Origin of the sequence: Streptomyces sp. NPDC059743 (genome assembly GCF_042732975.1) — a bacterium.
GTDB lineage: Bacteria > Actinomycetota > Actinomycetes > Streptomycetales > Streptomycetaceae > Streptomyces.
The window spans coordinates 158,117-178,904 of the sequence record NZ_JBHWGS010000003.1 but is presented as its reverse complement, the minus strand read 5'-3'; the positions used below and the strand labels follow the sequence as shown (position 1 = coordinate 178,904).

The window sequence follows — 20,788 nt, the reverse complement described above, 5'->3', positions numbered from 1 at the left end:
TGGCCGTGGACGTTGTGCGGCCATAGCGGCGCTGGAGCGGTCACGCCTGCATCGCTGCCCTGTCGGGGCTCAGACATTCGTACCCCCGAGCCCCAGCAGGGCCGCCAGGCGTTCGTACGAGTCCAGCAAAGAGCCGGTGTCGTATGTGCTTGTTGTGACCAGGAACTCGTCGGCCGCAGTGCGTGTGAGCAGTTTTTGCAGGGTGGCTGTCACCTCGTCCGCCGTGCCGTGGAGTTGATCGCGGTAGGCGGCCTCGAAGAGGGTGTGTTCGCGGGTGGTCATGGTGGTGGTGAGGACTGTGTCGACGGGCATGAGTGGTGGGAAGACTCCGTGTGTGCGGGAGTACGCCGTGGACCAGGCCTCCGGGAGGAGTAGGCGGCGGGCTTCCTCGGTGGTGGCGGCGACCGCGACTGTGCCGGAGAGTACGACGTACGGGCGCTCGGCCCAGGCGGATGGGCGGAAGTCCTTGCGGTAGGCGTCGATCGCGCGCAGCATCGCGTCTTCGCCGCGTACCGCCGCGATGACCAGTGGGAGTCCGGCTTCGGCCGCGATCTGTGCGCCCTTGCCGGTGGCCAGGACGAAGGCGGGTATGTGGAGGCCCTCGGCGGGGTGGGCGTGGACCTGGGGGTGGGCGGTCTGGGTTCCGGTGAGGTAGCCGAGCAGTTCGGTGAGCTGTCCGGCGAAGTCCTCGGCGTGCTGCTTGTCGCGGCCCAGGGCCGCGCGTATCCCGTCGGTGAAGCCCACGGAACGGCCGAGCCCCATGTCGATCCGGCCCGGGAACAGCGACTCCAGCACTCCGAACTGCTCCGCGACGACCAGCGGTTGATGATTGGGCAGCATCACACCGCCCGTGCCGACGCGGATCGTCGAGGTCGCGGCGGCGACGGCCGCCGCGAGTACGGTCGGCGCGGAGCCGGCGACTCCCGGCACGCTGTGGTGCTCGGAGACCCAGAACCGGTGGTAGCCGAGCGCCTCGATCCGCTGCGCGAACCGTACGGTGTCGCGCAGTGCCGTCGGCCCGTCCTGGCCCTGCCGGGTGCGGGAGCGGTCTAGTACGGAGAATGGAATGCTGGCCAGAGTGCTCACACAGCTTTCAACGCCCAGCCCGTGCCAGGATTCCCCGGGGCCCCGGGAGAGCACTTAGGCTGGTCGGCATGCCCCGTAGCAGCAGGCCACTGGCCGTGTTCGATCTGGACGGAACCCTCGCGGAGACCGGCCACCGTCAGCACTTCCTGGAGCGGGCGCCTCGTGACTGGGCCGGATTCTTCGCCGCTGCCGGGCAGGACACGCCGCTGGCCGAGGGCGTACGGCTGGCGCTGAAGGCCGCCGAGGAGTGCGAGGTCATGTATCTGACCGGCCGGCCCGAGCGCTGCCGCGCGGACACCGCGGCCTGGCTGGCCGAGCACGGTCTGCCCGAGGGCCGGATCTGGATGCGCCGTAACGACGACCGCAGGCCCGCCCGTACGACCAAGCTGGAGATCCTGCGTCGGCTGGGCGGCAACCGCGAGATCCGGATGCTCGTGGATGACGACGAGCTGGTCTGCGCCGCGGCTGAACGCGCGGGTTTCCAGGTCGTACGCGCCCGCTGGGCCAGTACGTCACAGGCCCTCAAGGACGCGCAGCAGCGTCAGGGACGGACCTGACCGGCCGCGCTTGCCTGTCTGTCAGAGCTCCGTCCGTCCGCGCTGCGCCCGCGCTCACTCGTCGCCTTCGAGACGGAACCCGACCTTCAGTCCGACCTGGAAGTGCTCGATGTCGCCGTCCTCGATATGGCCACGGACCTCCGTCACCTCGAACCAGTCGAGACCGCGCAGCGTCTGGGCCGCACGGCCGATGCCGTTGCGGATGGCATCGTCCATTCCCTCGTGGGACGTGCCGACGATCTCGGTGACCCGGTACGTGTGATGGGTGTGGGTGTGGTGGGACATGGGCTCGCCCTTCTCCTCGTACGCCCCGGCACGCGTTCGTACGTCGTACGCCACGGCTCTCACTCCACCGTGCCCCACCACGCGGCGCTCCGCGAGGCGTCCGGCGCCGGCCGGTCCTCCGCCGCGGTCCCGAGGGCCAGCCGGGAGACGATCCGGTAGCGGTCGCCGCGGTAGAGGGAGCGCACATACTCCACGGGTCGGCCCGACGCGTCCGAGGTGATCCGGTCGAACAGCAGCGCCGGTGAGAGCACCGGTACGCCGAGCAGCGCCGCCTCGTCCTCGCTCAGCACCGTCGGCTCGATCGACTGCACGGCCTCGGCCGGCGTGATCCGCCGCTCCTCGCGCAGATACGCGTAGAACCCGGACTCCATCCGCGCCGGTGTCAGCCCCGGGACCAGCTCCGCGGGCAGATGCAGATACTCCAGGGCCACGGCCCCGCCGTCCACGAACCGCAGCCGGGCCACATAGACGACCTCGGCGGCCGGCGAGAGCCCCAGTCTGCGTCCGACCCGCGCGCCCGCGCCGACCGTACGGAACTCCAGCACCCGGGCCGACCACGCGCCCGGCGCCCTGGGCACCACGGCGGGACGGTCCTCGGCGACCAGCTCCTGAGTGATCTTCGCAGGTGCGACGAACATGCCGCGGCCGTGTTCGCGGACCAGCAGTCCGGTGGCGACGAGCTCGTCCACCGCCGCCCGCAGTGTGGGCCGTGATACGCCCAGCTCGGCGCAGAGCGTGCGCTCGGACGGAATCACGTCGCCGGGCCCGCGGCTGTCGACCAGGCCGAGCAGATACTCCCGTACCCGCTCCCGCTTGAGCACCGGGTGAGGAGAACGGGTGTCGCGCACGGGCCCTCCCGGTGAGCCGTAGGACGGTGGGCCGTCGGAAGCTGCGGTCAGTATGCATCACCGGTGGTGGACGAGGTGATGATGCCGTCGTGGGCGAAGTCGCCCGGCGGGATGCCCGGATGGTGGCCGTCCGGGCGCGGGCGGGGATGAGGATGGGGATGGGACGGCCGGGTGCCCAGGGCCAGCCGGGAGACGATCCGGTAGCGGTCGCCGCGGTAGAGGGAGTGGACGTACTCGACGGGACGGCCCGAGGTGTCGAGAGTCAGGCGTTCGATGAGCAGGGCGGGAGAGAGCACCGGGACGCGCAGCACCGCGGCCTCGGACTCGCTGACCACCGTCGGTTCGATGGACTGGGTGGCCTCGTGGACATAGAGCTGGTGATGCTCCCTCAGATGGTCGTACAGCTCGCCCGACTCCAGCTCCTGCGGAGTGAGGGCGGGAGCGAGTTCGGCCGGGATGTGGAGATGCTCGATGGCGATGGGCGAGCCGTCGACCAGCCGAAGCCGGGCGATATAGATCAGCTCCGTGGCGGGCGAGACGCGCAGCTTGCGGCCGATCCGGGCGCCGGCCTGGAATGTGGTGCGCTCCAGGACGCGGCTGGACCAGGTGCCGGAGGCCCTGGGAACGACGAACGCCGTGTCCTCCGGCGTGAGTTCCTGGGTGATCTTCGCGGGTGCGACGAACATGCCGCGGCCGTGTTCGCGGACGAGCTGTCCGGTGGCGACGAGTTCGTCCACCGCGGTGCGCAAGGTCGGGCGGGAGACACCGAGTTCGGCGCAGAGGGTGCGCTCGGACGGGATCGCGTCGCCCGCGCTGCCCGACTCGATCAGGCCGAGCAGATACTCCCGTACGCGCTCACGTTTGAGTACGGCACCTGACGAGCCACCCGACGAGCCGCTCCCCATGGGCATGACCTCTTCCGTCCCTCGTGCTTCTGTACCCGATGACCCTGATATGACCCTGACTGGTCAACTGGTAAACACCATCGTAACCAAGCGAACGGCGCGTTCGCTGCGTGCAGCTGCGGGCACCTGCGAGCAATGCCTGCGAACAGCGCCGGTGAACAGTGCCTACTTTCCAGGGGCTTGACGCCGACATTGGTCCATGCCACCTTCTGGGCACACACCTTACCAGTTGACCAATTGGTAAATCCCTATCGAGGTGGCCCGTGAAGATCCGCTTCATCGCCGGCGCCGCAGCGCTCGCGGCGACCCTGGCCGTCAGTGCGTGCGGCTCCTCCTCCGACAGCGCCGAAGGCCCGGAGAAGCTCACTGTCTGGATCATGAAGGACAGCGTCACCGAGGACTTCCTCACCCGGTTCACCGAGGACTTCGAGCGGCGGCACAAGGACATCGCCCTGGACGTTCAGATTCAGGAGTGGGACGGCATCGGCGAGAAGGTCACCGCGGCCCTCGCCTCCACCGACGCGCCCGATGTCATCGAGGTCGGCAACACGCAGGTCGCCCAGTACGCCGCCAGCGGCGGCGTCAAGGATCTCACCGACCGTACGGAGGACCTGTCCGGCGCGGACTGGCTGCCCGGGCTCGCGGAGCCCGGGAGGATCGACGGCAAGCAGTACGGCATTCCCTGGTACGCGGCCAACCGGGTCGTCCTCTACCACAAGGACCACTTCGCCAAGGCCGGGATCACCTCGCCGCCCGCCACCCAGGACGACTGGCTCGCGGACACCGCGAAGCTCAACAAGGGCCAGGTCCAGGGCATTTATCTGCCGGGCCAGAACTGGTACACGCTGGCCGGCTTCATCTGGGACCAGGGCGGCGATCTCGCCGTACGGTCCGGCGCTGCCTGGAAGGGCACGCTGGACACTCCGCAGGCGCTCGCCGGGATGGACTTCTACCGGCGCCTCCAGGCCCTCGGGAAGGGACCCAAGGACTCCGACGAGGCGAAACCGCCGCAGGCGGAGGTCTTCGCCAAGGGCGATGTCGCCCAGATCATCTCCGTACCCGGCGGAGCGAAGATCATCGAGGAGACCAATCCCGAGCTGAAAGGAAAGATCGGCTTCTTCCCGGTGCCGGGCAGGACGGCGGGCGAGCCGGGCGCGGTCTTCACCGGCGGCTCCGATCTGATCGTCCCGGAGGCCTCCGCCCACCAGGACGCGGCCTATCAGGTGATCAAGGCGCTCGCGGGCGACATCTGGCAGACCGACATGGCGAAGACCATGAGCTATGTCCCCAACAGGACCTCGCTCGCGGGCGCAGTCCAGGGCAGTGAGGGCACCGCCGCGATGGCCGCGGGCGCCGCGCAGGGCCGCGCGACTCCCAACTCGCCGCAGTGGGCCGCCGTCGAGGCCACCAATCCGATCAAGCAGTACATGACCGAGGTGCTCACCGGAACCGATCCCGCGAAGGCCGCGAAGGAAGCGTCCGACAGCATCACCAAGACGCTCGGCTCATGAGCACGGCAGCCAGGGCCCGCCGGACACCCGAGGCCAAGCCCGGGGCCGACCGGACGTCCAGGACCGACGGGACCGACGGGACCGACCGGACACCCGCGACCACGCCCAGGGCCAAGCCCGAGGCCGGCCGGATACCCAGGGCCCTGTGGCCGTATCTGCTGATCGCGCCCACCGTGCTCGGCACCGCGTATCTGCTCGTCTATCCGCTTGTCCGCAATCTGGTCATCTCCTTCCAGACCTACGGGATGGGCGAACTCATCCGCGGCGGCGCTCCGTTCGCCGGGCTCGCCAACTACCGGGAGATCCTGGACGACACCGTGTTCTGGGAGGTCGTACGGCGGACCTTCTGGTGGACCGCGGTCAATGTCGTCCTGATCATGGTGCTGGCCACGCTCGTCGCGCTGATGCTCCAGCATCTCGGCCGACGGATGCGGCTGCTGGTGATGAGCGGTCTGGTGCTCGCCTGGGCCAGCCCGGTCATCACCACCACCACGGTCTTCCAATGGCTCTTCTCGTCCCGGCTCGGAGTGGTCAACTGGCTGCTCGTACGGCTCGGCTTCGAGTCGTACGAGAACTACTCCTGGTTCGCCGACGGCAGCGCCACCTTTGTGATCCTGGTGCTGCTCGTCGTCTGGCAGTCCGTGCCGTTCGCCGCCATCACCCTGCACGCCGCGCTGCTCACCGTCCCCGCAGAGCTGTACGAGTCGGCGCGGCTCGACGGCGCGGGCGCGGCCCGGATCTTCCGCTCCGTCACCCTGCCCGTGCTGCGACCGCTCTTCGCGCTGGTGCTCTGTCTCGAAGTCATCTGGGTCTTCCGGTGTTTCGCGCAGATCTGGGCCATCAGCAAGGGCGGCCCCGGCGACGCGACCACCACACTGCCCGTCTACGCCTACCGCGTCGCGCAATCCCTGCACCGCTACGACCTGGGAGCGGCGGCCTCCACCATCACCGTGCTGCTGCTCGTCGCGGTGCTGGTCGTCTACTTCCGTCAGATGTTCCGGCAGGAGGCCGAGCTGTGAGCCGGACCTCCACAAGCCTGGTCAGCCGCGCCCGGATACGACCCCGGATACGACGGCTTCCGCTGCACGCAGCCGCGCTGCTGGTCTTCGTCCTCTCCGTCTTCCCCGTCTACTGGATGGTGCTGACCGCCTTCAAGCCGACCCGGGACATCCAGTCCGAGACACCGCTGTTCCTGCCGACCTCGGTCACTCTCGACCACTTCACCAAGGCCGTCCAGGCGGACGGATTCTGGCTCTTCTGGCGCAACAGCCTCGCCGTCACGGCCGGTTGTGTGCTGCTCGCGCTGATCGTCGCCCTCGGCGCCGCGTTCGCCGTGGCCCGGCTGCGCTGGAAGGGCCGCAGAGGCTTCATCCTCATGGTCTTCATCGCGCAAGTGGCGCCCTGGGAAGCGCTGTTGATCCCGATGTATGTCATCGCCCGCGACACCGGCATGCTCGACAAGCTGTCGATGCTCACTCTGATCTACTTCATGATCACTCTGCCCTTCACCATCGTCACCCTGCGCGGCTTCCTCACCGCCATCCCGGTCGAGCTGGAGGAGGCGGCCCAGGTCGACGGCTGCACCCGCGCGGTCGCCTTCCGCCGGATCACCCTGCCGCTGCTCGCTCCCGGACTGCTCGCCACCTCGCTCTTCGGATTCATCACGGCCTGGAACGAGTTCGCCTTCGCCAACATGCTGATCATCAAGAACCAGGACGACCGCACCCTCCCGGTCTGGCTGTCCTCGTTCTCCAATGTCTTCGGCACCGACTGGGGCGCCACGATGGCCGCCTCCACTCTCTTCGCCCTGCCCGTTCTGGTGCTCTTCCTCGTCCTTCAGGGACGGGTCGCCTCCGGGATGACCAGCGGCGCCGTCAAGGGATAGGAGACCACCGCCATGACCACGCCCACGACCACCCGCACGACCGCCGCACACCGCGCCGGACTCCAGCTCGTGCCACGGCCGTCCCAACTGGCCCCGCTTCCAGGGAAGTTCACACTCGACGAACACACCGCGATACGCGCGGCCCCCGGCGGCGCCGAGGACGCCGCCGCCCTGCTCCGTACGCTGCTCGTTCCCGCCACCGGACTGCCGCTGCCGGGCGCCGACGACGGCCGGATCGTATTCGTCCTCGATCCCGCCCTCGGCGGACTGGGCGACGAGGGATACGGGCTGACCGTCGGCGCCGACGCCGTACTGCTGCGCGCCGGCGGCCGGACGGGCCTGCTGCGCGGCGTTCAGACGCTCCGTCAGCTCCTGCCGCCACAGGCGCTGTCGGACGGACCGGCGCGCGATACGGAGTGGTCGCTGCCGTGCGTACAGATCACGGACGTACCGCGGTTCGCCTGGCGCGGCGCCATGCTCGATGTGGCCCGGCGCTTCCGGCCGGTGTCCTTTCTGCACCGGTTCACCGATCTGCTCGCCCTGCACAAGCTCAATGTGCTGCATCTGCATCTCACCGATGACCAGGGCTGGCGGATGCCCGTTGCCGCGTATCCGAAGCTCACCGAGGTGGGCGGCGAGCCGCACGGCGGCGCCTACACCCGCCAGGAGCTCAGCGGTCTCGTCGCGTACGCCGCCGCCCGTGGTGTCACCGTCGTACCGGAGATAGAGATGCCCGGTCACGCGCGGGCCGCGCTCGCCGCGTATCCCGAACTCGGCAATGTGCCCTCGCGCAGACTCACGGTGTGGGACCGCTGGGGCGTGTGCGAGAACGTCCTTGGCGTCCATGACCAGGTACTCGACTTCTGCCGCACCGTACTGGACGAGGTCATGGAGACGTTTCCGTCGCCGCATGTGCATGTGGGCGGCGAGGAGTGCCCCACCACCGAGTGGGAGCGCTCGCCCGACGCGCGCCGGCGGGCCGCGGCCGAGGGGCTCTTGGGACCGGAGGCGCTGCACGGCTGGTTCATGGCGCGCGTCGGCGGCTTCCTCACCGAGAACGGCCGACGGCCGCTGGGCTGGACCGAGTCCGGGAGCGATCTGCCCGTCGGCTTCACCGCCGTGCCCTGGCGGGCCGCCGAGCACGGGCTCACTGCCGCGCGCCGGGGCCAGGACGTGATCATGGCACCGTACCGCTCCACCTATCTCGACTACCCGCAGAGCGACGGTCCCGACGAGCCGCCCGGTCAGCCGGGCGGTGTGGTGTCCCTGCGCGATGTGTACGAGCTGGAGCCCGCGCCCGCCGCCTGGGAACCGGCCGCCGCCGCCCGGGTCCTGGGCACTCAGGCGCAGCTCTGGAGCGAGTACGTGCCCACCGCCGCGCACGCCGAGTATTTGGCGTTCCCACGGCTCTGCGCGCTCGCCGAGACCGCCTGGTCGCCGCACCGGGACTGGCCGGGCTTCCAGCGGCGGCTGATCCACCACCGAACCCGGCTCGACGCGCTCCGCGTGCCGAGCCGCCTCCCGTACCACTCCCCGCTCGGTCCCCCACCAGGAGAGGAAACCGGTCGATGACCGCACAGGAGAACAACACCGCACCGACGAACACCGCTCCACCGACAGACACCACCGCACCCACGAGCAGCGCACCTATGAGCAGCACACTCACGAGCAGCGCACCGGTGCCCGCCGTGCGCCGCGCCCGCCGCGCCGGGATACGGACCGCCGTCGCCATGGGCCTGGCGGCCGGACTCGGCTGTGCCGCGCTCACCGCGCTGCCGGCCGCCGCCGCCGATCCGTCGCTGAAGGTCCAGTACCGCCAGAGCTCCACCGGCTCCGACCAGGCCGAGCCCTGGTTCAAGGTGGTCAACACCTCGGGCTCCGCCGTCTCCCTCGGCACGGTCAAGATCCGCTACTACTTCAAGGCCGACGCGGGCGCCTCGTACACCTTCGCCTGCTCCTGGGCGGTGAAGGGCTGCGCCAACATCACCGGCATCTTCGGCACGCTCGCCCATCCGACCGCCACCGCAGACCGCTATCTGGAGATCGGCTTCACCGCGGGCGCGGGCTCCCTAGCGCCGGGCACCGACACCGGCGACATGCAGCTCCGCTTCTACCGCTCCAACTGGGCCTCGCTCAACCAGAGCGACGACTACTCCTTCGGTCCCTCGCAGACCGCCTACGGCGACTGGACGAAGACCACCGCCACGGTGGGCGGCGCACTCGTCTGGGGCACCGCGCCGGACGGCAACGACCCGGGCGGCCCCACGAATCCGCCCACCGACCCGCCCACCGATCCTCCGACCGATCCGCCCACCGGCGGTGCCGCGCTCTTCGACGACTTCAACTACACCTCGTACACCGATCCCGCGATCAGCTCCCATGGCTGGAGCGTGCGCGCGAACTCCGGCGGGCCCGGAGTGCCGGGCGCGACCTGGGCGCCCGAGAACGTCACCTTCGCCAAGGAGGGGACGAACTCGATCATGAATCTGGAGACCTCCACCGCCGGCACGAGCGGTACGACCGAGCAGACCGAGGTCCTCACCAAGGCGATGAAGTTCAAGAACGGCACCTACGCGGCCCGCGTGAGGTTCTCCGACACCCCGAAGTCGGGCCCGGACGGTGACCGTCTCGTACAGACCTTCTTCACCATCAACGACCTCAGGGCCCCGATGGCGGACGACTACGCGGAGTACGACTTCGAGTATCTGCCGAACGGCGGCTGGGGCGAGCCCGCCAATATCCTCTACACCACCTCCTGGGAGACCTACCGGCCCGATCCCTGGGAGGCCGTCAACCAGCACTCGGAATCCCGGATCAGCTACGCGGGCTGGCACGATCTGGTGGTCACCATCGACAACAACGCCATCACCTACTACGTCGACGGGCAGACCTTCGGCACGCACGACGCCCGCTATCTGCCCGAGCGGCCCATGTCGATCAACTTCAACCAGTGGCTGATCGATCTGGCCGGACAGACGAGCACCACACCGCGGGCGTACGACCAGAAGGTCGACTACGTCCTGCATGTCAAGGACCAGGTGCTGACTCCGGCTCAGGTCGGCGCGAAGGTCAACGCCTACCGGGCGGCGGGCACCACCTTCGAGGACACGGTGCCAGGCGGTCAGTGACGCGATCGGGCGCCGGCGGTACGTCGTAACGGGCACCGGCGCCGGGTGACGCACCGGGCGCCGGCGGTACGTCGTAACGGCCGCCGACCGTGCCTCGAACCGTGCCGACCGCGCGCCGGACCGGGCCATCACAGGGACGGGTGTCGTTCAGGCGCCCGTCCCTCTCCGTCTCCTTGTGGGACTTGACCCTCCCCTTGGTCCATACCAAAATCCCACACACCCGCGCGAACGCTGTTCGCTCCCCCCACGCCGGGCTCCCTTTTCGTGCTGTTCACGCCAGAAGGTTGACCTACGTGAAGAACCGTTGTCTTGCCTGTTCCGTAGCCCTTGTCTCCTGCGTCGCGCTCGGCGGCTGCGGAATGATGCCGGGCGGAGGCGGAGGCTCCACCACGGTGACCGTCTGGCTGATGAAGGACAGCGTCTCGGACGCCTTCCTCGACCGCTTCGTGACCGACTACGAGAACGAACACCCTTCCGTCGAACTGGACATCAAGATCCAGGAGTGGACCGGGATCGGCGAGAAGGTGCTGACCGCGCTGGACGGCGAGGACGCGCCGGATGTTGTCGAGGTCGGCAACACCCAGGTCGCCCAGTACGCGGAGAGCGGGAATCTGCGTGATCTGACGCTGGAGTCCGTGCGGGACCTGGGCAGCGAGGACTGGCTGCCCGGTCTCGCCGAGCCGGGCAGTATCAACGGCGCGCAGTTCGGTATCCCGTGGTACGCGGCCAACCGCGTGGTGATCTACAACAAGGAACTGTTCGCGCTCGCCGGGATCGGCGAGCTTCCCAAGACCCGTGAGGCATGGCTCGCCGACACCGAGGAGCTCAACCGCGGTGGCAACCAGGGCATCTATCTCGCGGGCCAGGACTGGTACACGCTCGCCGGTTTCATCTGGGACGAGGGCGGCGAACTGGCCGTCGAGACGGGCGGTGAGTGGCAGGGCGTGCTCGACTCGCCCGCCGCGCTCAGAGGTATGTCCTTCTACAAGGACCTCCAGTCGCTGGGCGAAGGACCGAAGAACTCCGACGAGGCCAAGCCTCCGCAGGCGGATGTCTTCGCCAAGGGCGATGTCGCCCAGATCATCTCCACGCCCGGCTCGGCGCGGCTCATCGAGGAGCAGAACCCTGAGCTGAAGGGCAAGCTCGGCTTCTTCCCGATACCGGGCAAGACGTCCGACAAGCCCGGGCGCGTCTTCACCGGCGGCTCCGATCTGATCGTGCCGAAGAACTCCAGCCACCACTCGGCCGCCGTAGATGTCGTCAAGGCGCTGGCGGGCGAGAAGTGGCAGACGGATCTCGCGAGAACGATGAGCTATGTGCCGAACAAGGTCACGCTCGCCGAGGTGATCGGCGGCGACGAGGGCACGGCCGCGATGGCGGCGGGCGCCGCCAGAGGCCGGGCCACGCCCAACTTGCCGCAGTGGGCGAGCGTGGAGGCGGACAATCCGATCAAGCCCTATATGACGGCCGTCCTGGAGGGCCAGGACCCGCAGGAGTCCGCGAAGGCGGCCTCCGAGCACATCACCGCCGCGCTGGTCTCCGGCTGAACCGGTACCGGTAGGTTACGAGGAAGCGCCCAAGAGGCGTCCTGAGGTGTGAACGAGACACCGGACAAGGCGCGGAACGAGGCACTCCGCCCTCCGCCCGATCCCGGCCATTCAACCGTCTCACATCCATACTCCGCCGTGTGGTCATGTCAAATCCAGTCGGTCACGGAAGAAACAAGGTGCCGGACCCGCCGCGCGAGCGACGGACTCCGGCAGCCGCCTTCCCCACCGGCACAGGAGACAGCCATGTCCGCCATCGCACCAGCTCCGCTCACGACCACGCCCGCTCCCTCGCCCGTCGGCGTTTCCGCTCCCGCCGACGCCGAGACGCGCTATGTGGTCTCCCTCGCCCGTAACCAGGAGGACGTACGGGCCGCGCAGCGACTGCGCCATCTTGTCTTCGCCGGAGAGCTGGGTGCCCGGCTCGACGGGCCCGAGCCCGGCCTGGACGTCGACGAGTTCGACGCGTACTGCGACCACCTGCTGGTCCGTGAGGAGGCCACCGGCGAGGTGGTCGGCACGTACCGGCTGCTGCCGCCCGACCGGGCCAGGGCCGCGGGACGGATCTACTCCGACAGCGAGTTCGACCTCTCCCGGCTGGGCCCGATCCGGGACGACCTGGTCGAGGTCGGCCGCTCCTGCGTCCACCCGCTGCACCGCACCGGCGGTGTCATCGCCCTCATCTGGGCCGGACTCGCCCGCTATATGACCACCACGGGCCACAACTGGCTGGCGGGCTGCTGCTCGATCCCGCTCGCGGACGGCGGCGCGCTGGCCGCCTCCACCTGGAGCACCGTCAAGACCAAGCACCTCGCGCCCGAGGAGTACTGGGTCACTCCGCACCGCCTCTGGACGCCGGATGCCGCAACCGACACAGTCGCCGCCGCCTCGGCCGCCGAACTGCCGCCGCTGCTCCGCGGCTATCTGCGGCTCGGCGCCTGGGTCTGCGGCGCGCCCGCGCACGACCCGGACTTCGACTGCGCCGACCTCTATGTCCTGCTGTCGATGAAGCGCACCAACCCGCGCTATCTGCGGCACTTCCTCTCTCTCGTTCCGTCGGCATGAGCGTCTGGCTGCCCACCGCGCCCTGCGTCTCGCCGGAGTGCGTCACCCACAGCGGCCCGTCCGCCGGCACCGTCACCGGGCTCGCCCGGCTGTTCGTGGGCATCCCTGTCGTCCTCGCGGGAGTGCTGCTCACTCCGCTCGTCTCGCTGCTGCCCGGGGCGCACCGGGACCGGCTGACCAGGCTCTGGGCACGGTCGGTGGTCCGGAGCTTCGGTCTGCGCGTCCGTGTCGTGGGCGGGCCGGTGCCCCGGCGCGGCGACGGATTCCTGGTCGTCTCCAACCACATCTCCTGGCTGGACATCCCGCTGATCGCGGCCGTCTTTCCCGGGCGGAACCTGGCCAAGAGCGAGATACGGGGCTGGCCGGTCCTGGGCGCGATGGCGACCCAGGGCGGCACGGTCTTCGTGGAGCGCGAGCGGCTGCGGGCGCTGCCCGGCACCGTACGGACGCTGGCCACGGCCATGCGCGAGGGCTCCCGGGTGATCGTCTTTCCCGAGGGCTGCACCTGGTGCGGCCAGGAGCACGGCCGGTTCACCACCGCCGTCTTCCAGGCCGCGCTGGACGCGGACGCCGATGTCCGGCCCGTACGGCTCACCTACCGCGGTCCCGGTGGCGAGCCGTCCGGTGCGCCGGCCTTCATCGGGAAGGACTCGCTCGGGGTCTCGCTGTGGCGGGTGGCGACGGCCGGCGGGCTGACGGCGGAGATCACGCTCCTGCCGGTGATTCCCGCCGGCCGCCACACCGACCGCCGCGCGCTGTCCCGGGCCGCTCAGACCGCGGTGGCGAGCGAGAGCGCGAACCGCCGCGCCTCGTCGGTCCACCAGCGTGTCAGCTCCATCCCGGCGGCCGACAGCTCCGTCCGTACGCCGTCCTGACGGAACTTCGCCGAGATCTCCGTCCGTACCTCCTCACCGGCCTCGAAGTGCACCACCAGATCCAGTTCGGGGATTTTCACGGTCAGGGCCCGGCGGGCCCGCAGCCGCATCTCGATCCACTCGTTCTCGGCGTCCCAGAGCGCCACATGGCCGAAGTCGCGTGGATCGAAGTCCGCGCCCAGCTCCCGGTCGATGACGGAGAGGACGTTCTTGTTGAACGCGGCTGTCACTCCGGCGGTGTCGTCGTACGCCCTGACCAGTACGGACTCGTCCTTGACCAGATCCGTGCCGAGCAGCAGCGTGTCGCCCGGCGCCAGCAGCGCGCGGACCGACGCCAGGAACACCGCGCGCTCGGCGGGCAGCAGATTGCCGATCGTGCCGCCGAGGAACGCGACCAGCCGGGGACCGGGAGTGGCGGGCAGCGTCAGCCCGGCCGTGAAGTCGGCGATCAGCGCGTGCACCCGGAGTCCGGGCCGCTCGGCGAGCAGCGACCGGGCGGCTCCGGTCAGTGCGCTCTCGCTCACGTCCACCGGTACGTAGAGCTGGAGCTCGGTCAGCTCGTCGAGCAGATGACGTGTCTTGTCGGACGATCCCGAGCCCAGCTCGACCAGAGTGCGCGCGCCGGTCAGCGCCGCGATCTCGGGTCCGCGCGCGAGCAGGATCTCCCGCTCGGCCCGGGTCGGGTAGTACTCGGGCAGCCGGGTGATCTCCTCGAACAGTTCGCTGCCTCGGCTGTCGTAGAACCACTTGGGCGGCAGTGTCTTGGACGTACGGGTCAGCCCTTGGAGCACATCGGCGCGCAGCGCGGCGCCGGTGGCGTCCTCGGGCAGGGTGCGGGTCAGCTCGAACGGGCTCACGCGGGTGGCTCCTTGAGGGGGGTGAGCAGAACATCGGCGCGGGTCGCCACCAGCAGAGTGCGGTCGGGGACCGCGCGCCAGCGCGGATCGTCGTCGTAGGGCTCCGACGCCACCACCGTGCGGTCGCCGGGCCCGGTGCGGTACCAGAGGGTGTCGCCCCAGGTGGTCGCCGCGATCCGGGCGCCGTCGGTGAGCAGCAGATTCAGCCGGGACGCGGGCGCCGCCGCCGCGATGTCGAGAACGGTGTCGGCCAGCGCCTGGCCGAGTTCGTCGCCGGCCCGCAGCCGGTGCAGCACCAGCGCCCACAGCAGCGCGGAATCACTGCGGGCGGGCAGAGTGAGCAGCTCGGCCACGGGCAGGGCCGCGGCCGGCGCCGCGACACTGTCCGGCCAGCCGTCGACCGAGCCGTTGTGGCCGAACAGCCAGGGCCCGTCGGCGAACGGCGCCGCCGCGGCCTCGCCGTCGGCGCCCGGCACCGTCGCGTCACGGACCGCGGCGAGCAGGGCGCCGGTACGGACCACCCGCGCCAGATCGGTGAAGCCGAGGTCGGCCCAGATCGGCAGCGCGCGCCGGTAGCGGGCCGGGACCGGATCGCCCTCGGCGTACCAGCCCACCCCGAAACCATCGGCGTTGACGGTCCCGTACCGCTGGTGGCGCGGAGCCCAGGACTGCCGGTAGAGCCCGTGCGCGGGCGCCACAAGCAGCTCGCCGAGCGCCACCGGCGGTCCCAGATAAGCGATCTGACGGCACATCAGGATTCCTTGGAGCTGTCGGCGGACGCGGCGCCACCGGCCGTACGGGACTCGGCGTCACCGGCCGTACGGGCGGTGCGGAAGCCGGAGAAGATCTGGCGCCGCACCGGCAGGTCCCAGTTGCGGAACGTGCCCCGGCAGGCGACCGGATCCACCGCGAACGATCCGCCGCGCAGCACCTTGTGCGCGCTGCCGAAAAACACCTCCGAGTACTCGCGGTACGGGAAGGCGGCGAAGCCCGGATAGGGCAGGAAGTCGCTCGACGTCCACTCCCAGACATCGCCGATCAACTGCCGTACGCCCAGCGGCGACGCGCCCTGCGGATAGCTGCCGACGGGCGCCGGCCGAAGATGGCGCTGACCGAGATTGGCCCGCTCCGCGGTGGCCTCCTCGTCGCCCCATGGATGGCGCAGCGACCGGCCGGAGACGGGATCGTGCCGGGCGGCCTTCTCCCACTCCTCCTCGCTCGGCAGCCGCCGCCCGGCCCAGCGGGCGTACGCGTCGGCCTCGTACCAGCTCACATGGAGCACCGGCTCGTCCACCGGCACCGGCTCCACCACACCGAAGCGGCGGCGCAGCCACTGCCCGCCCTCGCGCCGCCAGAACAGCGGCGCGCCGATGGAGTGTTCACGGATCTGGTCCCAGCCCTCCGGTGCCCACCAGCGTTCGTCCGTGTATCCGCCGTCCTCGATGAAGTGGAGATAGGCGCCATTGGTCACGGGCACGGTGTCGATGAAGAACGCGGGCACGAGCCGCTGATGGGCCGGGCGCTCATTGTCCAGCGCCCAGGGCTCGGTGGAGGTGCCCATCGTGAAAGGCCCGGCAGGTACGAGCACTTCGGCGGGCAGCCCGGCCATGTCCCCGGCGGGCGGCGGAGGCGCGGTCAGCGCGGCCGGGCCACGGCGCAGTTGATGCGTGATGAGCATGGTCTCGTCGTGCTGCTGCTCGTGCTGGGCGATCATGCCGAACGCGAAGGCCGCGTCCAGCAGCGGACCGCCGTGCAGCGGAGTGCGCTCGATGACGTCCAGGACCCGGCCGCGTACGTCCGACGCGTACGCCCGTGCCTCGGCGGGCGGCAGCAGCGGCAGTGTGGGCCGCGCCGAGCGCGGATGCTCGAAGGCGTCGTACACCGAGTCGATCTCGGGCCGGATCGCCGGGCGTCCCGCGACGGTCCGCAGCAGCCACTGCTCCTCCTGATTGCCGATATGGGCCAGATCCCAGACCAGCGGGGACATCAGCGGAGAGTGCTGCGCGGTCAGATCGTGGTCGTCGACGCAGGTGGTCAGCAGCGCGGTACGGTCCCGGGCGGTCGTCAGCGCGTCGACGGCCCGCTGCCGCAGCTGTTCGGCCGGTATCCCGACGGTTTCCACGGAGTCGGTCATGTCCTCTGGTCCTTCCCGTTCAAAGAGGCGCGCAGTTCGTCGGCGGGACACCGGCCGGGCACCACATAGCGGTCGTTGAAGGCGGCGACGGCCTTCTGCACGGCGGGAGTGGCACCGATGCGCGGAAGCGCCTCCTGCGCGACGGCGAAGCAGGCCATCGCGGCGAGATGCAGCTCGGGATCGGCCAGGCCGTACCGCGCGGCGTTGACCCAGAGCAGATTGCGCGGCGCGGGCAGCGAGCCCGCCGTCTCCGCGAGCGACTTGACGGTGCGGTAGACGGTCTCCGTCGCCTCGGGATCGTCGAACAGCGCGGTGGTGACGGCGAGCGGCACCATCCAGCCGTCGTCGCCCGGCTGCTGGTCGATCATCCGCAGTTCCAGATGGCCACGCGGCCGGACGGGCGGAAAGAGCGTCGTGAGGTGGTAGTCGAGATCGGTGCGGACCGGCGGCCTGGGCGCGCCGGACCGGATCCAGTTCCGGAAGGTCAGTCCCTCGGGCACGGCCCAGGGGCCCTTGGGTGCCCGGATGCACATCACCGGAGCGTCCAGGGCGAGCGCGGCCCAGCCCGCGCGCGGCTCGTGCCGCGCGGCCGGCGCGGTGGTACGGGCCGGGTCGAGCTGGGCCCACAGCGCCTGCCGGGTGGAGCGCCAGCCGGTCGGTCTGCGCTCGCGCATCGGTGAGTTCGCGAACGCGGCGACCAGCACCGCGCCCAGCAGATGGGCCAGTTGCCAGCGCCGGCCGTAGCCGAGCGGTCCCGGCTCCTCGTGGCCCGCGTCCAGACAGACCTGGATGGAGGCGGTGGTCCGCATCATGGCGCGGCCGGCCGGGCCGATCCGGTCGAGATAGGTCTCCATGGCGTCGTAGCGCGGTGCGCGCAGCAGCCGGTCGGGAGAGTGCCAGGGATCCTGTCCGAGTCCCGCGAGAGCGAGTCCCGCCGGACGGAGCGCCGACCGTACGAGGGCCAGATCCCGGTCGGTGGAGGTGATGCACTCCATCAGTGACGCGGCGGGCGCCGAGCTCAGTTCGAGCTGGCCGCCGGGTTCGAAGGTGAGTGCGGAGCTGAGGTGCAAGGCGCGCAGTCCGTCGAGGGCTTCCTTGAGCCGACGGGCCGGTACGGGTTGTTCGGGGCTGTGCAGATCGTGCACGAGCCATTCCAGTTCCACGCCCACGGTGCGGGGCGGGCCGGTCTTGAAACAGATACCGCGGAGCAGTTCCTCGGCGTCGTCCTCGCCGATCACTGGTCCCTCGTCGCTGAAACTGTCGGATGACATGGCCGGATCCTCCTGTCGAAGACCTGGGGCCCGTCTTGTGGATCAGGCCCCCGACCGGACTCCTCCCCGGGTTCGGGGCGGAGCGCTTCGTCCAACCTAAAGCCCCTCTCACCGCTTCGCACAAGAGTGCCCCCGGGGACACTCTTTCGCCAGAAAACCGGTTGCCCCGGCCGGGATCGTCCATACACGGTTCGCCGCATGAGCACACGGCCGCCGGGCATCGGGAAAGAATCCGAGGAGATCGTCCGAATGGGGAAATACAGTGCTCCGGACGGCCGTGACGTGGTGATTCGCGCGGCGGTCGAGGCGCTCAGCTCCAGCCGTAGCGCTCCCGGAGCCGGTTCACGACCAGATTGAACCGGCCACGGTCCAGGGCGCACGCCTCCCGCCGCATGCCGCGCTCATGGACCCGCAGCACCCGGTCGACATCCACCCAGGACTCGCGCCCGGCGCGGTCCCACGGCCCTGTCCCGATCGGCACCCACTCATGGTCGTGGTCATGGCGCTTGCTGGAGAGCTGAACCGCGAGCAGTGTGCCCGCCGCCTCTCGGGCGACCACCAGAACCGGCCGGTCCTTGCCGCGTCCGTCGTTCTCCTCGTAGGGCACCCAGGTCCAGACGATCTCGCCCGGATCCGGATCGCCGTCGTGCTCGGGAGCGTACGAGGTACGGACCGGTCCCACGGCGCGGGGATCGGCCTCGGTGGTGGCGGTGGGACCGGCACGGCCGGGAAGTTCGCCGGAGGCGTCGGAGGCGCCAGGGGCATCGGGGGCGTCGGAGAAGGTCGTCATCCGCACGACGTTAGTTCAGGACATCCGTGGGACCTGCCCTGGGGCCGTCTGGAAAGATATCGGGAGCGATGAGCCCGTTGCCCGAGCAGTCCGCCGCACACTCCGCCGAACGTCCGGTCCCGACCAGCGCCGATGTGGCGCGGCTGGCCGGTGTCTCCCGTGCCACCGTCTCGTACGTACTCAACAACACCTCGGCCGTCCGGATCAGCGAGCCCACCCGTCGCAAGGTGCACGAGGCCGCCGAGCGGCTGGGATACGTACCGCACGCGGCGGCCCGCAGTCTGCGCGCCGGGCACACCGGGATCGTGCTGCTGCCGGCGGCCCATGTCCCTGTCGGGCCGCTGTACAGCGCCTTCTTCAACGAGCTCCAGTGGGCCCTGCGACGGCTCGGCTACACCGTGGTGCAGTACGGCAGCCTCGGCATGGACGGGGACGCGGCGGCGCGCGCCTGGGCCGAACTGCGGCCCGTGGCCGTCGTCTCGCTCGGTGAGATCGCCCTGACCGCGCAGGGCGTGGACCTGCTCAAACGGTCCGGTGCGCGAGCCGTGATCACGCTCGGTCCCGACCGGGTCGCCGGCGCGCACGCGCTGGTCATGGACCAGCGTGAGATCGGCGGCCGGGCCGTGGCCCATCTCCTCGGACGCGGCTACGCCCGGATCGGTGTGGTGATGCCCGTAGAACCCGGCCTGGAACTGTTCGCCGGCCCGCGTCTCGCCGGAGCCCGTACGGCCGCCGAATCCACCGGCGCCCGGATAGAGCCGCTGCCGCTCGCGTACGAGGAGGAGTCGGCGGTGGCCCTCGCCGCCCGCTGGCGCGCGCTCGGCCTGGACGCCGTCTTCGCGTACAACGACGAGTACGCGATGCTCCTGATGCGGGCGCTCCAGGACGAAGGGATCGGCGTCCCGGAGGAGACGGCCGTGATCGGGGCCGACGATCTGCTGCTCGGCAGACTGCTGAGGCCCAGGCTTTCCACCGTGCATATCGACATGGTGACGGGACAGCGGCTGGCCGAACTCGTCCACCGGGTCGTCCGCGATCCGGACGGCGAGCCGGAGCGGCACGATCTGATGGGCGCGCGGGCCGTCCACCGCGAGTCCACCTGAGCCCCGGGCCCGGCTGACAGCTGATGGCCGACGGCCGATGGCGGCTGACGGCGGCGACATGCGGCGCCGTCGCCGGATGGTTAGCGTCGGCTCCATGAGCACCGTTCCACAGCGCTTCGAGATCTATCTGGTCGCCGAGTTCACGGAGGACGACGAAGGCCCGCCCAGCGCCGCGAACGCCCTGCGCTCGGCCGTCGTCGAGGCGACCGGTGACACGGGAGCCTCCGGCTATCCCAGGTACGAGGGCAACGGCATGGAGGCGGACATCGATCCCGAGACCCTGACGGTGGAAGCGCTGCTGGTCGACGGCTCGGAGCTGGACTACGGGATGTCGGTCCGGGTGATCGCCGTCCCCGGCCCCTGAGGACGGCGGGCACTCCGCCGGGGTACTCCCGGTTACGCGCTCTCGGTGTTCTTCGCCTTCGCCTCGGCCTCCGCGACCGACTTGCGGACCTCGTCCATGTCCAGCGCGCGGGCCTGGCCGATCACATCCTCCAGGGCGGCCTCCGGCAGCGCGCCGGGCTGCGCGAACACAGCGACATTGTCCCGGACGATCATCAGCGTCGGGATGGAGCGGATGTCGAAGGCGGCGGCGAGCTCCTGCTGTGCCTCCGTGTCGACCTTGGCGAAGACGAGGTCCTCATGACGCTCCGAGGCCTTCTCGTACACCGGCGCGAACTGGCGGCACGGTCCGCACCAGGAAGCCCAGAAGTCGATCAGGATGAAGTCGTTCTCCGACACCGTCCGGTCGAAGTTGTCCTTGGTGAGTTCCACAGTGGCCATGGCCTGTTACCTCTTCCTGCTCTCCGGTGGGAAGCCGCCTGCGACAACCGTCCGCGTCATCGCTGTATTCCTTGAGTCCTTTGGGCCCTGAGCCCTTCGGGTCCCTTGGGCCCCTGCCCGAAGATCGTGTGGCCATGCGACGATCTCCGCACCAGACT

Annotated in this window: 21 protein-coding genes; 11 read left to right on the top strand and 10 right to left on the bottom strand. The window is 70.0% G+C overall.

Features of this window, described 5'->3' with window-relative positions:
• Nucleotides 1-69 precede the first annotated feature (69 nt).
• A complete protein-coding gene (locus ACFV6H_RS06560) occupies nucleotides 70-1,086 on the bottom strand; it encodes an MsnO8 family LLM class oxidoreductase (RefSeq protein ID WP_385539244.1) in 1,017 nt (338 codons plus the stop codon).
• 68 nt (nucleotides 1,087-1,154) lie between these two features.
• Between ACFV6H_RS06560 and ACFV6H_RS06555 the strand changes: the two genes are divergently transcribed.
• Entirely contained in the window at nucleotides 1,155-1,643 is a 489-nt protein-coding gene (locus ACFV6H_RS06555) for a hypothetical protein (RefSeq protein WP_385539242.1), read from the top strand.
• A gap of 54 nt (nucleotides 1,644-1,697) precedes the next feature.
• Here ACFV6H_RS06555 and ACFV6H_RS06550 read toward each other — a convergent pair whose 3' ends face one another.
• Genes ACFV6H_RS06550 through ACFV6H_RS06540 form a run of 3 tightly spaced genes read right to left on the bottom strand, consistent with a single transcriptional unit; the run spans nucleotide 1,698 to nucleotide 3,687 of the window.
• On the bottom strand, nucleotides 1,698-1,928 hold the full coding sequence (locus tag ACFV6H_RS06550) for a dodecin (RefSeq protein WP_093595616.1): 231 nt from the start codon (nucleotides 1,926-1,928) through the stop codon (nucleotides 1,698-1,700).
• A 59-nt stretch (nucleotides 1,929-1,987) separates the two neighbouring features.
• Nucleotides 1,988-2,776, bottom strand: coding sequence for a GntR family transcriptional regulator (locus ACFV6H_RS06545; protein ID WP_385539240.1), 789 nt, complete (start codon nucleotides 2,774-2,776; stop codon nucleotides 1,988-1,990).
• Between the two features lie 47 nt (nucleotides 2,777-2,823).
• On the bottom strand, nucleotides 2,824-3,687 hold the full coding sequence (locus ACFV6H_RS06540) for a GntR family transcriptional regulator (RefSeq protein ID WP_237539972.1): 864 nt from the start codon (nucleotides 3,685-3,687) through the stop codon (nucleotides 2,824-2,826).
• Nucleotides 3,688-3,944: 257 nt separating this feature from the next.
• Here ACFV6H_RS06540 and ACFV6H_RS06535 point away from each other — a divergent pair, with 257 nt between their 5' ends.
• From ACFV6H_RS06535 to ACFV6H_RS06500, 8 genes are all read left to right on the top strand, one after another.
• Nucleotides 3,945-5,192 (top strand): extracellular solute-binding protein, encoded by a 1,248-nt coding sequence (locus ACFV6H_RS06535; protein ID WP_385539237.1) that lies wholly within the window; start codon nucleotides 3,945-3,947, stop codon nucleotides 5,190-5,192.
• Nucleotides 5,193-5,335: 143 nt separating this feature from the next.
• The gene (locus ACFV6H_RS06530; protein ID WP_385539770.1) at nucleotides 5,336-6,211 is read left to right on the top strand and encodes a carbohydrate ABC transporter permease; all 876 of its coding nucleotides are present in this window, start codon (nucleotides 5,336-5,338) and stop codon (nucleotides 6,209-6,211) included.
• Nucleotides 6,212-6,327: 116 nt separating this feature from the next.
• On the top strand, nucleotides 6,328-7,077 hold the full coding sequence (locus ACFV6H_RS06525; RefSeq protein ID WP_093595634.1) for a carbohydrate ABC transporter permease: 750 nt from the start codon (nucleotides 6,328-6,330) through the stop codon (nucleotides 7,075-7,077).
• Nucleotides 7,078-7,089: 12 nt separating this feature from the next.
• Complete coding sequence (locus ACFV6H_RS06520) at nucleotides 7,090-8,649, top strand: beta-N-acetylhexosaminidase (protein WP_385539235.1); 1,560 nt, start codon at nucleotides 7,090-7,092, stop codon at nucleotides 8,647-8,649.
• Nucleotides 8,650-8,807: 158 nt separating this feature from the next.
• The gene (locus ACFV6H_RS06515) at nucleotides 8,808-10,205 is read left to right on the top strand and encodes a cellulose binding domain-containing protein (RefSeq protein ID WP_385539768.1); all 1,398 of its coding nucleotides are present in this window, start codon (nucleotides 8,808-8,810) and stop codon (nucleotides 10,203-10,205) included.
• Between the two features lie 293 nt (nucleotides 10,206-10,498).
• The gene (locus ACFV6H_RS06510; RefSeq protein ID WP_385539233.1) at nucleotides 10,499-11,752 is read left to right on the top strand and encodes an extracellular solute-binding protein; all 1,254 of its coding nucleotides are present in this window, start codon (nucleotides 10,499-10,501) and stop codon (nucleotides 11,750-11,752) included.
• A gap of 246 nt (nucleotides 11,753-11,998) precedes the next feature.
• On the top strand, nucleotides 11,999-12,817 hold the full coding sequence (locus tag ACFV6H_RS06505) for a GNAT family N-acetyltransferase (RefSeq protein WP_384975035.1): 819 nt from the start codon (nucleotides 11,999-12,001) through the stop codon (nucleotides 12,815-12,817).
• A complete protein-coding gene (locus ACFV6H_RS06500) occupies nucleotides 12,814-13,692 on the top strand; it encodes a lysophospholipid acyltransferase family protein (RefSeq protein WP_385539230.1) in 879 nt (292 codons plus the stop codon). Before ACFV6H_RS06505 ends, ACFV6H_RS06500 begins: the two co-directional genes overlap by 4 nt.
• Here ACFV6H_RS06500 and egtD read toward each other — a convergent pair.
• From egtD to ACFV6H_RS06475, 5 genes are all read right to left on the bottom strand, one after another.
• Nucleotides 13,587-14,549, bottom strand: a complete 963-nt coding sequence (gene egtD, locus ACFV6H_RS06495; RefSeq protein ID WP_385539228.1) for an L-histidine N(alpha)-methyltransferase — start codon at nucleotides 14,547-14,549, stop codon at nucleotides 13,587-13,589. The two genes, ACFV6H_RS06500 and egtD, sit on opposite strands and share 106 nt — an antisense overlap.
• Nucleotides 14,546-15,301: an ergothioneine biosynthesis protein EgtC gene (gene egtC / locus ACFV6H_RS06490; RefSeq protein WP_385539226.1), complete on the bottom strand. Its 756-nt coding sequence runs from the start codon at nucleotides 15,299-15,301 to the stop codon at nucleotides 14,546-14,548. Before egtC ends, egtD begins: the two co-directional genes overlap by 4 nt.
• Nucleotides 15,301-16,683, bottom strand: coding sequence for an ergothioneine biosynthesis protein EgtB (gene egtB / locus ACFV6H_RS06485; protein ID WP_385539224.1), 1,383 nt, complete (start codon nucleotides 16,681-16,683; stop codon nucleotides 15,301-15,303). Before egtB ends, egtC begins: the two co-directional genes overlap by 1 nt.
• Nucleotides 16,680-17,954, bottom strand: a complete 1,275-nt coding sequence (gene egtA / locus ACFV6H_RS06480; protein WP_385539222.1) for an ergothioneine biosynthesis glutamate--cysteine ligase EgtA — start codon at nucleotides 17,952-17,954, stop codon at nucleotides 16,680-16,682. The genes egtB and egtA overlap by 4 nt, the downstream gene beginning before the upstream one ends.
• Before the next feature lie 310 nt (nucleotides 17,955-18,264).
• Complete coding sequence (locus tag ACFV6H_RS06475; protein ID WP_385539220.1) at nucleotides 18,265-18,744, bottom strand: type II toxin-antitoxin system PemK/MazF family toxin; 480 nt, start codon at nucleotides 18,742-18,744, stop codon at nucleotides 18,265-18,267.
• A 68-nt stretch (nucleotides 18,745-18,812) separates the two neighbouring features.
• Between ACFV6H_RS06475 and ACFV6H_RS06470 the strand changes: the two genes are divergently transcribed.
• A complete protein-coding gene (locus tag ACFV6H_RS06470; protein ID WP_385539218.1) occupies nucleotides 18,813-19,847 on the top strand; it encodes a LacI family DNA-binding transcriptional regulator in 1,035 nt (344 codons plus the stop codon).
• Nucleotides 19,848-19,941: 94 nt separating this feature from the next.
• The gene (locus ACFV6H_RS06465; protein WP_385539216.1) at nucleotides 19,942-20,211 is read left to right on the top strand and encodes a hypothetical protein; all 270 of its coding nucleotides are present in this window, start codon (nucleotides 19,942-19,944) and stop codon (nucleotides 20,209-20,211) included.
• Nucleotides 20,212-20,243: 32 nt separating this feature from the next.
• Here ACFV6H_RS06465 and trxA read toward each other — a convergent pair whose 3' ends face one another.
• Complete coding sequence (gene trxA, locus ACFV6H_RS06460) at nucleotides 20,244-20,630, bottom strand: thioredoxin (RefSeq protein ID WP_385539214.1); 387 nt, start codon at nucleotides 20,628-20,630, stop codon at nucleotides 20,244-20,246.
• Nucleotides 20,631-20,788: the final 158 nt, after the last annotated feature.

Coding starts and splice junctions, on each gene's coding strand:
- ACFV6H_RS06550 (WP_093595616.1), bottom strand. CDS start 1,928: ATGTCCCACCACACCCACACCCATCACACGTACCGGGTCACCGAGATC.
- ACFV6H_RS06525 (WP_093595634.1), top strand. CDS start 6,328: ATGGTGCTGACCGCCTTCAAGCCGACCCGGGACATCCAGTCCGAGACA.
- ACFV6H_RS06520 (WP_385539235.1), top strand. CDS start 7,090: ATGACCACGCCCACGACCACCCGCACGACCGCCGCACACCGCGCCGGA.
- ACFV6H_RS06515 (WP_385539768.1), top strand. CDS start 8,808: ATGGGCCTGGCGGCCGGACTCGGCTGTGCCGCGCTCACCGCGCTGCCG.
- ACFV6H_RS06505 (WP_384975035.1), top strand. CDS start 11,999: ATGTCCGCCATCGCACCAGCTCCGCTCACGACCACGCCCGCTCCCTCG.
- ACFV6H_RS06470 (WP_385539218.1), top strand. CDS start 18,813: ATGAGCCCGTTGCCCGAGCAGTCCGCCGCACACTCCGCCGAACGTCCG.
- ACFV6H_RS06465 (WP_385539216.1), top strand. CDS start 19,942: ATGAGCACCGTTCCACAGCGCTTCGAGATCTATCTGGTCGCCGAGTTC.
- trxA (WP_385539214.1), bottom strand. CDS start 20,630: ATGGCCACTGTGGAACTCACCAAGGACAACTTCGACCGGACGGTGTCG.
- ACFV6H_RS06555 (WP_385539242.1), top strand. CDS start 1,155: ATGCCCCGTAGCAGCAGGCCACTGGCCGTGTTCGATCTGGACGGAACC.
- egtA (WP_385539222.1), bottom strand. CDS start 17,954: ATGTCATCCGACAGTTTCAGCGACGAGGGACCAGTGATCGGCGAGGAC.
- ACFV6H_RS06500 (WP_385539230.1), top strand. CDS start 12,814: ATGAGCGTCTGGCTGCCCACCGCGCCCTGCGTCTCGCCGGAGTGCGTC.
- ACFV6H_RS06540 (WP_237539972.1), bottom strand. CDS start 3,687: ATGCCCATGGGGAGCGGCTCGTCGGGTGGCTCGTCAGGTGCCGTACTC.
- ACFV6H_RS06475 (WP_385539220.1), bottom strand. CDS start 18,744: ATGACGACCTTCTCCGACGCCCCCGATGCCCCTGGCGCCTCCGACGCC.
- egtC (WP_385539226.1), bottom strand. CDS start 15,301: ATGTGCCGTCAGATCGCTTATCTGGGACCGCCGGTGGCGCTCGGCGAG.
- egtB (WP_385539224.1), bottom strand. CDS start 16,683: ATGACCGACTCCGTGGAAACCGTCGGGATACCGGCCGAACAGCTGCGG.